The organism is Virgibacillus sp. FSP13, from assembly GCF_054048505.1.
Window position 1 is genome coordinate 54,529 of the sequence record NZ_JBSVKG010000006.1, and the last position, 15,554, is coordinate 70,082.

Below are 15,554 nucleotides of genomic sequence, written 5' to 3' on the forward strand. Positions count from 1 at the left end.
TTTTTCAAAAAAATAAAGGATTTTTTCCACTAATTGTGGAATGTATAGAATAAGTTTAGCGAGGTGACCTGCATGTATACAGTTATTAAAATCTATCGAGTAAATAAAATACATAAACAGCAGTTTTTAGATATTAATGAACGAGCCAGTGAAATTTATCTGGCAAATGGTGCGTTGGAGGATACCACATATCTTGCTGACAATCTAAATGGGCAGCAAGGTTACATGGGCTTGCTGGATATAATTAATGTTGCGGATGACGAATTGGTCTTCTTTGGTCAATCTGTTTACCGTAATAAATCCCATTTTGAAGATGTCAGGAACCATGTTAATGATGAGAAGGAACTTGACCAATTATATGATGAATTAACCAAAATTGTAGATTTTTCTAGAATAGTCAACGCTTCATTCACAACCGAAGATAAGAAATAACCTTCAACAAATTAAAAAGCATAATATTTTTCCAAAAAACATTTACAAATTTTTCAGAATAGACTATACTAATAAGTAGAGAATCATGTTGAAACGTCTCCGCGTTCAATCACATGATCAGAATCATTCAGAGATGTGGACTACCACACAAGCTAGACATATAATTCCAACTAAAATTACACTGCCTAATCTGTTTACAGTTCTATTCCAGTTCTGTTCCAACAGATAAAAGCCAGTTCATTTTGACTGACAGCACGACTGTGGTCATTTTGGATTGGCTTTTTTTATTAACTTAGAAAGGAGTGATGATATGGCTGGAGCACTTGAAAATATCAAGGTTCTTGATTTGTCCCGTGTTTTGGCTGGTCCCTATTGTACGATGATCCTTGGTGATCTCGGTGCAGAGGTGATCAAGGTAGAGGCGCCGGGCGGAAGTGATGATACCCGTAAATGGGGTCCCCCTTTTCAAAATGGTGTAAGTGCCTATTATTTATGTGCGAATCGAAACAAAAAAAGTATAACAGTCGACCTTAAATCTACAGCTGGTATCGAGGTGATTAGAAAACTCGTTAGTGAAAGCGATGTCATCATTAATAACTTCAAATCCGGTACTATGGAACGATTCGGTCTTGATTACGAAACTCTCGCCGACATAAATCCGGGGATTGTTTACTGCTCGATCACTGGATTTGGCGAAACCGGTCCATATCAAAACATGCCGGGGTATGACTTTATCATTCAGGCGATGAGTGGTCTAATGAGCATTACTGGCGACCAAGATTCCGGCCCGCAAAAACTCGGTGTCGCAATTACAGATATTTTAACAGGACTGTATGCATGTATTGGCATTCAAGGGGCATTGCTCGAGCGCACCCAATCAGGCAAAGGGCAAAAGTTGGACATTTCCCTTTATGATGCAGCGGTAAGCTCACTTGTAAATATCGGCAGTAATTATTTAATGTCCGGGAAAATCCCAGCAGCACTCGGTAACCATCATGCCAACATCGTTCCATATCAAACATTTCAAACGGCTGATGGAGAAATGGTGATTGCTGTAGGGAACGACAATCAGTTTAAAGCGTTATGTGGCATTCTTGGAAAACCCGAACTTGCTAATGATGAACGGTTCCAGACTAACCCGAATCGTGTACAGCATCGGGAAGAACTGGTACCGCTATTGCAGAGCATTTTTTCCACTAAGTCTACTGCATATTGGCAGGAACAATGCCGCCAAACCAAGATTCCATGTGGACCGATTCAAAACATCGAGGAAGTTACGAACGATCCACAATTGCAAGCAAGAAATATGTTTGTCCAATGTGAGCACCCAACAGCTGGCCAGGTGCAAATGATTGGCAGTCCATTGAAATTTTCCCGGACACCAACAGAAGTGAAACATCACCCACCAGATGCCGGTGAACATACCGACGAAGTTTTAGCACAGTTAGGGATTACCAAAACAAATAATTAGGAGATGATCAGATGAACTTTGATTTTTCAGAAGAACAAAATATGTTGCGAAATACAGTTAGAAATTTTGTTGACAAGGAAATAATGCCAAACATTGCCGAATGGGATCGAAATGGAACATTTGACCCATCCATTATGAAAAAATTAGCCGATCTCGGTTTGATGGGTGTCTGTATTCCTGAAGCCTATGGTGGAAGTGGAATGGATTACAACGCGCTTGCCATCGTTTGTGAAGAGCTGGAACGTGGCGACACTGCATTTCGTACCGCAGTTTCCGTGCATACAGGCTTAAACAGTATGTCTATTTTACAATGGGGCAACGAGGAACAAAAGCAAAAATATTTAGTACCACAAGCTAAAGGTGAAAAAGTTGGTGCATTCGGCTTAACCGAACCAGGCGCAGGTTCTGACGTTGCTTCCCTGCAATCAACCGCAGTTAAAGATGGCGATCACTACATTTTAAATGGGCAAAAAACATGGATTTCCTTGTGTGACACGGCAGATCATTTTCTTGTTTTTGCCTATACAGATAAATCAAAAAAACACCACGGTATTTCTGCATTTATTGTGGAACGGGAGTGGGAGGGATTTTCTTCTAAAGGAATCAAAGGAAAATTAGGCATTCGTTCTGGTAATACAGGAGAATTATTCTTTGACAATGTTCGGGTACCAGCGGAAAACCTGCTTGGTGAAGAAGGAGAAGGATTTAAAATTGCCATGGCATCATTAGATAATGGGCGCTTTACGGTTGCATCTGGGGCATGTGGTCAAATTATGGCGTGTCTAGAAGCGTGTGTGAAGTATTGCCATGAACGGGAAACATTTGGTAAATCAATTGGGCGACATCAACTTGTACAGCAGATGATTGCTAACATGGAAGCAGGCCTGCAAATGAGCCGCTTACTTGTTTATCGTGCCGGCGAATTGAAAAATCAAGGCAAGCGCAACACAAGAGAGACATCACTAGCCAAATGGCAAGCATGTGATTTCGCCAATAAAGCCGCTGATGACGCCGTACAGGTTCACGGTGCATACGGATATTCTGATGAATACCCTGTTGAGCGTTATTTACGTAACTCGAAGGCACCTGTCATTTATGAAGGAACGCGCGAGGTCCACACCATTATGCAGGCGGAATATGTACTTGGTTATCGTAAAGATAAACCGTTAAATAACATGTTGCCTGCATGGGAAAAAGAAGAGTTAATTTCCAAATAGTTGTTCATATCCGCATTTTGCTTGTACTAGTTTCATATACTTGTGTGAGGCAAGATGCGGTTCTATTTACTAGAATTCAAGGAGGAACGTTATATGATCGATACACTGGTTCAAAGTATTTTTATCGATGGTAAATGGCAAAACGCAGAATCGGATAAGACGACAACCGTTTATAATCCGGCAACATTAGAACCTGTCGCAGAAGTAGCGGACGGTGGAGCAAGCGAAACAAATAAGGCAATTGCCGCTGCTTCTACCGCTTTTTCAACATGGAGTGAATTGACCGGACGTAAGCGATCAAAAATTTTATATAAAGCATATCAGCTCATGTTGGAAGAAACTGATCGTTTAGCAAAACTACTAACCACGGAACAAGGCAAGCCATTAAAAGAGGCAACAGGTGAAATTAAAGGTGCCGCCAATTTTCTACTCTGGTATGCAGAAGAAGCGAGCAGAAGTTATGGAGAATGGATTCCGTCTTCGATAAAATCAAAACGTATGTTGGTTATCCCGCAACCAGTCGGCGTTGTCGGTGCCATTACGCCATGGAATTTCCCTGCTTCGATGATTACTAGAAAAATAGCACCGGCCCTCGCAGCAGGCTGTACAGTTGTTTTGAAACCAGCTCCCGAAACACCATTATCGGCGATTGAAATTGTAAAAATTCTAGAACGTGCCGGCATGCCGAATGGTGTCGTTAATCTCATTACTGGTGATGCTGAAGCGATCGGAAATGCAATGTTGACAAGCAAAGACGTCCGCTTAATTACATTCACCGGATCAACAAAGGTCGGAAAATACTTAATGCGTGAAAGTGCCGATCATGTGAAAAAACTATCGCTTGAGCTTGGTGGGCACGCACCGATTATCGTGTTTGACGATGCTGATTTGGAAAAAGCCGCCACATTATCATTGGCGAGTAAATTTAGAAATAATGGCCAAACGTGTATTTGTGCAAACCGATTATACGTCCATGAATCCGTTAAGGAAAAGTTTACAAAAATACTGACTGAAAAAGTGGAACAGCTCAAAATTGGTTCTGGGCTAGACGATGGCACTGATTTAGGACCATTGATCAATCAACAAGCATCAATTAAAGTCCAGGATCACCTTGATGATGCTGTTGAAAAAGGCGCACAAATCATTTGCGGTGGAACAAAATGGAACGGAAAGCTAAACGGGTATTTTTATCAGCCAACCGTTCTTTCGGAAATCACCGATGATATGCTGGTTATGAATGAAGAAACGTTCGGACCAATCATCCCGATCCAACCGTTTTCCGATGAAGTAGCTGTTATTAACAAAGCCAATGATACAGACTATGGCCTGGCAGCATATATTTTCACTGAAACAACTACTCGTGCCATCAGCGTTTCAGAAAAACTGGATTATGGAATTGTCGGTGTGAATGATGTATTCCCTGCCGTTGCCGAGGCTCCATTTGGTGGCGTAAAACAGTCCGGGATTGGCAAAGAAGGCGGACACTACGGTATGGAAGAATTTCTCGAGAGGAAATTTGTTTCGATGGGGATTTAGTTTAATTAATTCACCACCCGGGATGCGCGGCTTTCCGGTCGAGGTGCGCGGCTTTCCGCCCGGGATGCGCGGCTTTCCGCCCAAGGTGCGCGACTTTTCTTGGTGCATGCCTGCGCGACTTTCCGCCCGAGATGCGCAACTCTTTTCTCCCGGGGTGCGCGAATTCTTGGCGTTTATCACCCGACCTCTTGCATTCGACGCACAACCTATCAGGTACAACACCTACTTAATCTTCCAGTGCTTCATGATACTGCTCATACTGCTTATACAAATCTTTCAATGCCGATTCCAGCGCATTGCCGGCTTTGCCTAAATAATGCACCTTCACTTCTTGGACGGGCTTTTCAATTCCGTCCTGCAAGCTGTAGCCACGTAAAAGCTGCTGCACATATTCTCTTCCATGCACAGTTGCCAACGTGCAGCCAGCCGTTACGATAACTCCATATTTTTTATCAATTTCTGCTGTTATTGTTAATGTGTCATAAATACTTTTCGCTGCCATTCCGGATGGCAATCTGGCATGTCCTGCAATAAATACCGTATTCATCACCTGTGTCATCCTCTCCAAAGTCTCAAAAGCTTGCACCGCGGTATCCTAATTTTTCGGAGATAGCTTGTGCTGCTTTTTTCGTTTTTGTTTTAATAAATGAAAGATTGTCACCTTCAAAATGACTCGATAACCCACTAACAGTTAACGCTGCAATAACTTGGGAAAGATGATCATAAATTGGATAAGATATTCCCGTTGTATCAGCGTCTTGTTCCCCAATACTATAAGCATATCCCTCTTGACGGATTTTTTCCAGTTCATTTTTCAAACTTTTTCGATCAATCGGATTATGACTGCCAAGATAATACAACTCCCCTTCCCCTAAAACCTTTTCTTGCATTGCTTGGGGCAAGAATGCGAGTAACATTTTGGGACCAGACCCCAAATACAAAGGAGAACTTTTTCCAATTCTAGTATAGAGACGTAATGCCCTAGCGCTTTCTACTTTTTCAATATAGGTTGCTTCATTTTGATTGACGATGACCAGGTGAATGACTTCGTTAATTTCCTGTGCCAACTCTTCCATATCAGGTAAGGAAATGCCCCTTAACTCTAGTTGATCGGAAACAATTTGACCTAATTCCAATAGCTTCAGCCCTAATCGATAGCGGCTATCATGCTCATTTTCCTTGGTTTTATATAAAAAATTGCACGATTCCAAAGCCGACAGCAGCCGGTATGCAGTTGGCTTCGGCATATCAGCCTTATTAGAAATTTCCTTTAACGTTAATTCCTCATTGTCCTCAGTAAATAAATCGAGTAACTTTAACGCCTTGATGACACTCTGGTTCATAATTATTTGCTCCTTCGTTTTCAGAAAAAATCTCCCCCTACCATGAATAAGTAGAGGGATGAATAGTTAACTATTTACGTGTGCCTTTTCGGGACTGCCCGTTTCCTTAATGTGTACGTCACGCTTCGCCATTTCCTTGATGTACGTGTCCCCTGTCACGATCTGTTCTGGCGGATAAACACCTCTTTTTGAAATTGTACCACTCGCAATCATTTGTGCAACAACCGAAATCGTGTTTGCTGTAGCACGAGCCATTGCAGTAACATTTGTTTCCCGATCCTTATATGTTGTCATTTCGAATGCATGTGTAACTGGTTTTCCATCCTTTTCACCGGAAACTAGTATTCTTAATAATACCGCATCATCTTTATCCTTTAAATCTACAATCGGATCAAGCACCTTTAAAAGCACTTCTCGGGGATTGATCGATTGACCGTTTACGTCTACTTGATAATCCATTCGCGTTAGGTTCAAATCTACTAACAGCTTGAACTTTTCCGCATGGCCTGGATAACGAATGGTTTTGTATTCCAATGTTTTTAAATCTGGATAAGAAATCGATAATGTTGATGTCCCACCAGATGTGTGAAAAGCTTCCAGTGGACCAAACTTTTCAAAATGGACCCGTTCCACTTCCGATAGCGATGGTACTTCCTGCTTTACACCATCTCTAATAATCAAGGATGGGTCTGTATAGTGATCAAAAACACCTTCCATGGAAAAAACATGGTTATATTCAAATGGCGGTTCAGGTCGTACCGGAATTCCGCCGACATACAATTTAATCGATTCCGTCTTATCCATTTTACTTACACCGTGTCCAGATAAAATATTAATCATCCCCGGTGCAACACCTAAATCAGGAATTAATGTAACTCCTGCAGCTTTTGCTTCCTCCTGAAGTGCTAACACTTTATCTGTCATATGACCAATGTGGCCACCTAGATCAACTGAATGAACGCCTACTTTAATTGCCGTCTTTGCAACAATTTCATTGAAAGAATAGAATAATGCATTAATAATAACATCAAATTGCATCATATAATTTGCCAATTCTTCCTCATTACTAGCATTCACTTGATAGGCTGTTAGTTTAGGAGAATGTAGCGATTCACAAACCTGTTTTGCCCTTGCAAAGTCAATGTCTGCCAAGCCAACTTCAGCCACGCCTTCACTTGATACCAAATCACGTGCAGCTTCTTTTCCCATTAAACCAGACCCTAATACACCTATTTTCATCCAATCCACTCCTTATATAAGTTTCGTTTGTTCACTTAGGCCCTTTTCGTAATGTTTGTTGTTTTTTATTCCACGTCGATTTGTGCGCGTTGGAGTTTTCCACTAAAATCAACATAGACGGCTTTCCACTCTGTGAACACATCAAGCGCAGCGACCCCGGAATCGCGGTGTCCATTTCCTGTGCCTTTGGTTCCCCCAAATGGTAGGTGAATTTCCGCTCCGGTTGTACCAGCGTTTACATAGATAATACCTGTATCAAGATCACGCTGTGCTTTAAATACCCGATTCACATCTGCAGTAAATATGGAGCTCGATAAGCCATATGTTACCCCGTTGTTCACCTCAATTGCTTCCTCAAAACTTTTGACCGGAATCAAGGAAACAACTGGGCCAAATATCTCCTCCTGCGCTATCCGCATGTCTGCCGTTGCATCCGCAAACAATGTTGGGGCAAAATAGTTCCCTTTACTGTGATCGCCTTCATTCATAACATAACCGCCAGCAAGCATTTTGGCTCCTTCATCTTTCCCAATTTCGATGTATTGTTTAATTTTTTCAATACCGCCTTTGTTAATAATTGGACCGACTTTAATCGACTCATCAAGGCCATTACCGATTGTTAGTTTTTCCATTTCAACAAGTAACCGCTCCGCTAATCGTTCTTTTATTGACTCGTGTACGATGACTCGGCTACATGCAGTACAACGCTGGCCGCTTGTTCCAAAGGCACTCCATAGAATTCCTTCAACAGCCAAGTCTAAATCAGCATCATCCATGACGATCACAGCATTTTTTCCACCCATTTCAAGGGAAACCTTTTTCAATTGCTGTCCACACTTGCCGGCAATATTTCGTCCTGTGTCATTTGATCCGGTAAATGAAATTACTCGAATATCATCATGTTCAACCATTGCATCGCCAACTTCAGATCCAGAACCGAATACAACGTTCATAACTCCTTTTGGCAGCCCCGCTTCTTCCAAAATCTTTGCAAGCTCAAATGCCATAATTGGTGTTTCTGTTGCTGGCTTCCAAACGACAGCATTCCCTGCTACGATTGCTGGGAATGACTTCCATGTGGCAATGGCAATTGGAAAATTCCAAGGTGTAATAATACCAACAACCCCAACTGGAGCCCGCACACTCATCGCAAATTTATCTTTTAATTCAGAAGGTGTTGTTTGCCCGAATAAACGGCGTCCTTCACCAGCCATATAAAAGGCCATATCAATCCCTTCTTGTACTTCTCCACGTGCTTCCTCGATGACTTTTCCATTTTCCATTGTTAGCAATTGCGCTAATTTCTCTTTCCGTTCTTTCATCAAGCTTCCAACACGAAATAGCACTTCTGCACGTTGTGGTGCTGGTACCAAAGCCCACTCTTTTTGTGCCTGTTTAGCGGCTGAAACCGCATTATTTACACTATCCTTATTTGATAATGGAACATGAACGACCGTTTCGCCTGTCGCCGGGTTAATCACTGGTGTTGTTTTCTCTGCTTCTACCCATTCTCCATTAATAAAGTTTTTAAGGCTTTTTACGTCTAATAATGCTTCTGCCATGAAAATTACCTCCTTGATTATTCTATTAAAAATTTTAGTCCGCTATTTTTTTGATTGATCACGTATTTCCTTGATTGTTGATGATACGGAAATTTGTTCTTTACCGGTGATAATCTCTATCACAGTTGGCTTATTATTTTGTAGTGCATGGTCCAGGGCTTCTGAAAAATCATTCAGTGTGTTCGTTGTAATCCCTTCAGCACCAACACTTTTGGCCAAGTCGGCAAATGATACGTGACCTAAATCAGTTGCCATCACTTTTTCCGGATAATGCATTTCCTGATGCATGCGGATCGTTCCATACATATTATTATTAAACACGAGACTTATGACCGGAATGTTATATCGGACCGCTGTTTCCAATTCCTGAACAGTCATCATGAAGCCGCCATCACCCGACAAAGAGACAACCTGTTTATTTGGAAAAGCAAGTTTTGCGCCAAGTGCAGCTGGCATTCCATATCCCATCGCTCCTGATGTTGGACCGACATACGTATGCTTTTCCGTAAATGGATAAAACGCATGAAGCCATCCGGCAAAATTGCCAGCATCATTGGTGAGAAGTGAATGTTCCGGCAATTTGTCTTTGAGCAATGCAATAATTTGCTTATTTATCACATCCTTGTCAGTTGCCGTTAACTGGCTAATCGATTCATAAGCATTACGCCGTTCCCCGGCCCAAATTTCCCAAGACGGGCTTACCTGCATAGACACCATACGTTTTAGTGCTTCCTGAAGGTCGGCAACAATCCCAAGATCCGGTGCATACACTTTCCCAATAGTGGCATCATCAATATCGATATGAATTAGCTTTTTGTTACTAGGCAAAATTTGATAATCCTGGGTTGTAACTTCTGATAGCCGTGTACCAAGCGCCAAAATCACATCGGCCTCCGCAACAGTTTGTAAAACTTTTTTATTCGTTCCAAGTCCGAGATGCCCAACATATAAAGGATGATCATTCGGGAAAACATCATGCCTGCGAAATGCTGCTGCAACTGGTATTTGGTATTTCTCAGCAAATGCCAACAACCTATCTTCGGCTTCTGAGCTTTTAACACCACCGCCTGCAATAATTAATGGGTGACGTACATCCTGTAAAAGCTTCTCCATTCTGTCAATTTCAACATCTGCGGGTGCTGGTTTTGGCTTCACTATTCCCGGCCTAAACGTCACATCGACAACTGTTGGCAAAACATCTTCGGGTAATGAAACAACGACAGGTCCAGGCCTTCCAGTTTGAGCCGTGCGGAAAGCACGTTGTACGATCTCTGGCATGCGTTCAGGGTCTTTTACCTCAACCGCCCATTTGGCAATAGGTTGGAAATAACGATCTAAATCAACCTCTTGAAATCCTTCTCTCCCTCTAAACTTGCTATGTACCTGCCCAAGGAATACAACCATTGGAGTTGAATCTTGATAGGCGGTATGAACACCTATTGAAAGATTTGCAGCTCCAACTCCCCTTGTCGCTAGTACCACACCAGGTTTTAAAGCAGATTTTGCATAGCCTTCTGCCATAAATGCTGCACCACTTTCATGCCTTGTAGAAATCACATGAATAGATGCCTCATCATACAACGCATCTAAAACAGGTAAATAACTTTCCCCTGGAACACAAAAAACGTTGGTAATGCCTTCGATCTTCATACATTCCACAATGGCCTGAGCACCTGTTAGCTTTTTGACCCTTTGTGGACTTAATCCTGTGTTCATTGTTCGGTCACCCCCTGTAAATCCAGCGCTTCAATTCTTCTCACTACTTCCTCCAAACGTTCTGTTGTCACCGATAAAGCGATCCGGATAAAGCCTTCCCCAGACGGGCCAAAGGCTGTACCAGGTGTCATAATCACGCCCGCTTCATCAAGCATTTTGTTTGCAAAGCCAGCAGAGGTAAATCCATCCGGTACATGCGCCCAAAGGAAAATGGACCCTTTAGGCTTTTCAGCATGTATCCCAGCTTTTTTTAATGCAAAATATAACTTTTCCATGCGTAGTTCATATGTTTTATTATTTGCTGCAACTGCTGATAAATCACTTCTCAATGCAGTTGCAGCAGCCTTTTGAATCGGGAGGAACTGAGATGTGTCAAGATTACTTTTCAAGGTTGCTAACGCCTGAATAATCGTTTTATTTCCGACAATATAACCAATCCGCCATCCGGTCATACTAAAACTTTTTGACAACGAACCAAACTCAACAGCCCACTCCTTGGCATTTGGCACTTGCATCACACTTGGAGCTTTATACCCACCAAATGTGACCAGATCATAGGCCGCATCATGTGCGAGCAACACATTATTTTCCCGAGAAAATGTAATCGCTTCCAGAAAGGTATCTAAATGAACGGTTGCTGCTGTTGGATTACTTGGATAGTTTAACAGCATTAACTTTGCCCGCTTTTTATCAGCAGCAGATAAGTGATCAAATAGAGGCACATATCCATTTTCAGTATCAAGCGGCAACCGGACGCTTTCTCCACCAGCTAAGTGAACGCCAGTACGATAAACCGGATAACCAGGATCTGGAACCAATACAGCATCGCCAGGATTAATAACGGCTTGAATGAGGTTTGCAATTCCCTCTTTTGAACCAATCAATGCTAATATTTCCGTGTCAGGATCTAAATCAACCCCATAGTGGCTTTGATAAAATTCCGCCACAGCCTCTTTAAATTCTGCGCTACCACTATACGGCGAGTAGCGATGGTTAGCTGGATCTTTCGCTTCTTTAGCAAGTTTCTCAATTACAAACTCAGGCGTTGGTAAGTCTGGTGCTCCAATTCCTAAATCAATCACATCTACCCCTTTTGCCAAAAGCTCCGTTTTCCTCTTCTGAAATTCAGCAAATAAATATGGCGGTAAATCTTTCACCTTGTCAGAAACAAAAGACATCATCCATCCCCCTATTTCATTAATCGAAACAGCATTTCATATAATTCTGTTACTAGTGTAAATCAACTTTTTAAAATTTGCAATAGTTGATAATTAACAGAAAATAAATAGTACTAAACGCCTATTGTGCAATTGTGTCATCCACTGCTTCCACATTATCCAGCCTTTTAGCAAATAGGAAAAACAAGACTAACCCAATGATAACAGCTAACAGTCCAAGCCAAACATTCCCAAATACACCTAAAACAATATACCCTACACCTGCGATTCCAGCGGCTACTAACGCATATGGAATCTGGGTTGTTACGTGATCAATATGATGACAGCTAGAGCCCGCTGATGAGAGAATAGTCGTATCTGAAATTGGCGAACAATGATCCCCAAATACCGCACCAGCCAGTACCGAAGCTAGCATCGGCAAGATAAGTGATACGTCTGCTACAGCAGCAATCTCACCGGCAATTGGCAATAAAATTCCAAATGATCCCCATGAAGTACCCGTTGAAAAAGCAATAAAACCAGCGATAATAAACATGATGAATGGTAAGAACACCAAGCTAATATTGGCATTATCCACAACACCTGCCAAATATTCACCTGTTCCGAGTTCACCAATTAAAAAGACAATTGCCCACGCAAAAATTAAAATGGTAAAGCCAGGGAGCATCGACTTTATGCCTTCAAACAACCCAATTCCAAAATGCTTTGGTGTTAATTTTCCATTAAAAATATGAGCTAAAAACAAGGTGAATGTAACAGCAAGCCCGATTAAGCCACCATAAAGCAATGCCACTGAGACGTCAGCACTGCCAAAAATGTTAATCAGTGTTTTGTCACCTTCTACAGCACCAAACCCATTTAAATAGATAGCCACAAGGGTTGCGACAAATAGAACTACGATCGGTACAACGAGATCTCTAATTTTCCCCGAATCACTTGTTGGTAGGTTCGACTCTGTGTCCACCGCCTCTTTATTCGCCGGATCCAGCACTTCCCCCGTTTGAATTGCTCTTTCTTCATGAATCTTCATTGGTCCAAAATCTACTTGACGGATGGCGATTATCAGAACAACCCCTAATGCTGACCAGACATAAAAATTCATCGGAATAATTTGCAAAAATGCACCAAATGCCGTATGTCCTGTCACACTTTGTGCCGCCAAGACGGTTCCAAGTATCCCAATAATATAAGCACCCCAACTTGACACAGGTGCAATCACGCAAACCGGTGCAGAGGTGGAGTCAACAATGTAAGCCAATTTCGCTCGTGAAACACGGTGTTTATCTGTAACCGGTCTTGCCACCTGCCCAACTGTTAAACTATTGAAATAATCATCGACGAAAACAATTACCCCAAGAACCATGGTCATGATTTGCGCCCCGGCCCTTGTTTTAACACGGCGGATCATCCAGTCACCAAATGCCTTCGTTCCACCCATTATACTTACAAAAGCGGTTAAAACACCGAGCATCAATACAAATAACAGAATATAAACATTCCACGTATTCACTGCTCCCCCGTCGACAAATACACCTTTAAACGCTTCCCACACCAGCCCAAGTGATTCCCCCACATGAAAACTGCCAATAAAAAAAGCTGACGCAACAATCCCGACACCAAGTGATAACAACACCCGCTTCGTGAGCAGCACCATGATAATCGCAAGTATTGGTGGAACTAACGACCAAATCGTATTCTCCATGGGTCAACCTCCCTATTTTTTATTCCCACTCCAAAATGGGATCCAGCGAACATACCACCCCCTTAATGAATACGCTTACATTTTAAACTATTCACGATATTCTATATTTAATTACAGAATCCTCTTTTTATACAGAGTATTTTTTCACCATTTTTAAGATACGTGCTTTTGACACAAGATGAATCGCACTTTATAGTTTAATTAGTTGGAATATTTATATAAAAAATGAGGTGTAGAAAATGAATACGGAAAAAAGTTATTCACAGTATCTGGATCAGCAAGATGAATTAAAGGATTTTCGCAATGAGTTTTACGTTTCCGATCATACAATTTATTTTGACGGGAACTCATTAGGGCTTCTATCAAAACGCGCTGAACAGACAGTCGAATTGTTAATGGAATCATGGAAAAAATATGCAATTGATGGATGGACAGAGGGAAGTCATCCGTGGTTCTATTTATCGGAAAAACTAGGGGGACAAATGGCACCACTTGTTGGAGCGGACCCCGAGGAAGTCATTGTAACAGGTTCTACCACAACCAACCTGCATCAACTTGTCGCTAGTTTTTATCAACCTAGTGGAAGACGGACGAAAATTCTAGCGGATGAACTTAACTTCCCATCTGATATTTATGCTTTGAAAAGTCAATTACAGTTAAAAGGCTATGATTCTAGCAAACACTTCATTCAGGTACAAAGCAACGATGGCGATACGCTGAGTACGGACGATATTATTGCCAACATGACCGATGATGTTGTGCTGATTGTGCTTCCTAGTGTGCTCTATCGCAGTGGCCAAATTTTAGATATGAAAACGATAACAAAAGAAGCACACAAACGAGAAATTTTGATTGGCTTTGATTTATGCCATTCGATCGGCTCGATACCCCACCAGTTATCAGACTGGGATGTTGATTTTGCCTTTTGGTGTACATATAAACATTTAAACGGCGGACCTGGCAGTGTAGCTGGACTTTACGTGAATAAACAGCACTTTGGAAAAGACCCTGGTCTCGCTGGCTGGTTCAGTTCAAACAAAGAGAAGCAATTTGACATGGAACATACGTTAACAGCTGCGGCAAATGCTGGTGCCTATCAAATCGGTACACCGCACTTGTTAAGTACTGCTCCATTACTTGGTGCATTGGAATTGTTTCAGGAAGCAGGCATAAAGCGAATACGGGAAAAGTCACTACGTTTAACCAACTACTTCATGGAGTTGATCGAAAGCGAATTAGCGGGGTATGGCTTTACCATCGCAAATCCAAAAGATGATGTAACACGTGGTGGTCATATCTTTCTTGAACACGAGGAAGCAGCCCGAATTTGCAAGGCACTGAAAGCTGATGGCGTTATTCCTGATTTCCGTATGCCAAACGGGATCCGCCTTGCACCTGTCGCATTGTACAACACATTTGGAGAAGTTTGGAAAACAGTCCAGATACTTCAAACAATTATGAAGGAAGAGCACTATAAACAATATGAAAATTTAAGAGGTGTTATTGCATAATGACAAAGTGGATTGATATTTCACAGCCATTAACAAACCAAATCGCCCATTGGCCTGGCGATACCCCTTTCTCCTATGATTTAACTTACTCAAAAACAGAAACAGGATCCGTAAATATCGGCCAAATCACGACAAGTGTTCACACAGGTACACATATCGATGCACCCTATCACTTTGACGATAACGGCATGACCGTTGATCAACTGGATGTAAACCTATATATCGGAAAAGCTATCGTGCTTGATGTGAGTCATGTCGATACCATAACCCCTGAAGTGCTACGGGCTTACGATTGGGATGATGGGGTAACACGTGTCTTATTAAAAACAAACTTGCCAAATAACCCAACCCATTTTCCGGAAAGCATGCCCGTTCTAGACCCGACAATAGCAGCTTTTTTACATAAAAAAGGGATGAAATTGCTCGGGGTTGATATGCCTTCAGTTGATGCACCAGACAGTAAAGAATTGGATACACATCATGCATTACATAAAAATGAAGTTCACATTTTAGAAAATATCATGTTAGATCATGTAACTCCTGGAATTTATGAACTAATCGCACTGCCGCTCGCTATTCATGGTGCTGATGGCAGTCCGGTCCGAGCAGTCATCAAGCCCGTTGAATAAAGACACCATTAAAAAGGG

13 protein-coding genes are annotated in these 15,554 nt (G+C 41.9%); 6 read left to right on the top strand and 7 right to left on the bottom strand.

Annotated elements, in window-relative coordinates:
- The first annotated feature begins 72 nt into the window (after positions 1–72).
- The 4 genes from ACW2QC_RS07165 (at position 73) to ACW2QC_RS07180 (ending at position 4,656) form a co-directional block, all read left to right on the top strand.
- Complete coding sequence (locus ACW2QC_RS07165; protein WP_457543295.1) at positions 73–432, top strand: DUF1428 family protein; 360 nt, start codon at positions 73–75, stop codon at positions 430–432.
- Between the two features lie 310 nt (positions 433–742).
- A complete protein-coding gene (locus ACW2QC_RS07170) occupies positions 743–1,903 on the top strand; it encodes a CaiB/BaiF CoA transferase family protein (protein WP_457543296.1) in 1,161 nt (386 codons plus the stop codon).
- Positions 1,904–1,914: 11 nt separating this feature from the next.
- Positions 1,915–3,120 carry an acyl-CoA dehydrogenase family protein gene (locus ACW2QC_RS07175; RefSeq protein WP_457543297.1) on the top strand — a complete coding sequence of 402 codons (1,206 nt, stop codon included), beginning with the start codon at positions 1,915–1,917 and terminating at the stop codon, positions 3,118–3,120.
- Positions 3,121–3,213: 93 nt separating this feature from the next.
- Entirely contained in the window at positions 3,214–4,656 is a 1,443-nt protein-coding gene (locus tag ACW2QC_RS07180) for an NAD-dependent succinate-semialdehyde dehydrogenase (protein ID WP_457543298.1), read from the top strand.
- Positions 4,657–4,882: 226 nt separating this feature from the next.
- On the opposite strand, the gene ACW2QC_RS07185 is transcribed toward ACW2QC_RS07180, so the two are convergent.
- From ACW2QC_RS07185 to ACW2QC_RS07215, 7 genes are all read right to left on the bottom strand, one after another.
- Positions 4,883–5,203, bottom strand: a complete 321-nt coding sequence (locus tag ACW2QC_RS07185) for a DUF3870 domain-containing protein (protein ID WP_457543299.1) — start codon at positions 5,201–5,203, stop codon at positions 4,883–4,885.
- Positions 5,204–5,228: 25 nt separating this feature from the next.
- On the bottom strand, positions 5,229–5,999 hold the full coding sequence (locus ACW2QC_RS07190) for an IclR family transcriptional regulator (RefSeq protein ID WP_457543300.1): 771 nt from the start codon (positions 5,997–5,999) through the stop codon (positions 5,229–5,231).
- Positions 6,000–6,065: 66 nt separating this feature from the next.
- Positions 6,066–7,238 (bottom strand): saccharopine dehydrogenase family protein, encoded by a 1,173-nt coding sequence (locus ACW2QC_RS07195; RefSeq protein WP_457543301.1) that lies wholly within the window; start codon positions 7,236–7,238, stop codon positions 6,066–6,068.
- A 65-nt stretch (positions 7,239–7,303) separates the two neighbouring features.
- Positions 7,304–8,800: an aldehyde dehydrogenase family protein gene (locus ACW2QC_RS07200; protein WP_457543302.1), complete on the bottom strand. Its 1,497-nt coding sequence runs from the start codon at positions 8,798–8,800 to the stop codon at positions 7,304–7,306.
- A 42-nt stretch (positions 8,801–8,842) separates the two neighbouring features.
- Positions 8,843–10,516, bottom strand: a complete 1,674-nt coding sequence (locus ACW2QC_RS07205) for a thiamine pyrophosphate-binding protein (protein WP_457543303.1) — start codon at positions 10,514–10,516, stop codon at positions 8,843–8,845.
- Entirely contained in the window at positions 10,513–11,694 is a 1,182-nt protein-coding gene (locus ACW2QC_RS07210; RefSeq protein WP_457543422.1) for an aminotransferase class I/II-fold pyridoxal phosphate-dependent enzyme, read from the bottom strand. Before ACW2QC_RS07210 ends, ACW2QC_RS07205 begins: the two co-directional genes overlap by 4 nt.
- Positions 11,695–11,815: 121 nt before the next feature.
- On the bottom strand, positions 11,816–13,396 hold the full coding sequence (locus ACW2QC_RS07215; RefSeq protein WP_457543304.1) for a Na+/H+ antiporter NhaC family protein: 1,581 nt from the start codon (positions 13,394–13,396) through the stop codon (positions 11,816–11,818).
- A gap of 239 nt (positions 13,397–13,635) precedes the next feature.
- Here ACW2QC_RS07215 and kynU point away from each other — a divergent pair, with 239 nt between their 5' ends.
- The gene (gene kynU, locus ACW2QC_RS07220; RefSeq protein WP_457543305.1) at positions 13,636–14,907 is read left to right on the top strand and encodes a kynureninase; all 1,272 of its coding nucleotides are present in this window, start codon (positions 13,636–13,638) and stop codon (positions 14,905–14,907) included.
- Entirely contained in the window at positions 14,907–15,536 is a 630-nt protein-coding gene (kynB, locus tag ACW2QC_RS07225; RefSeq protein ID WP_457543306.1) for an arylformamidase, read from the top strand. The genes kynU and kynB overlap by 1 nt, the downstream gene beginning before the upstream one ends.
- The last annotated feature ends 18 nt before the right edge of the window (positions 15,537–15,554 follow it).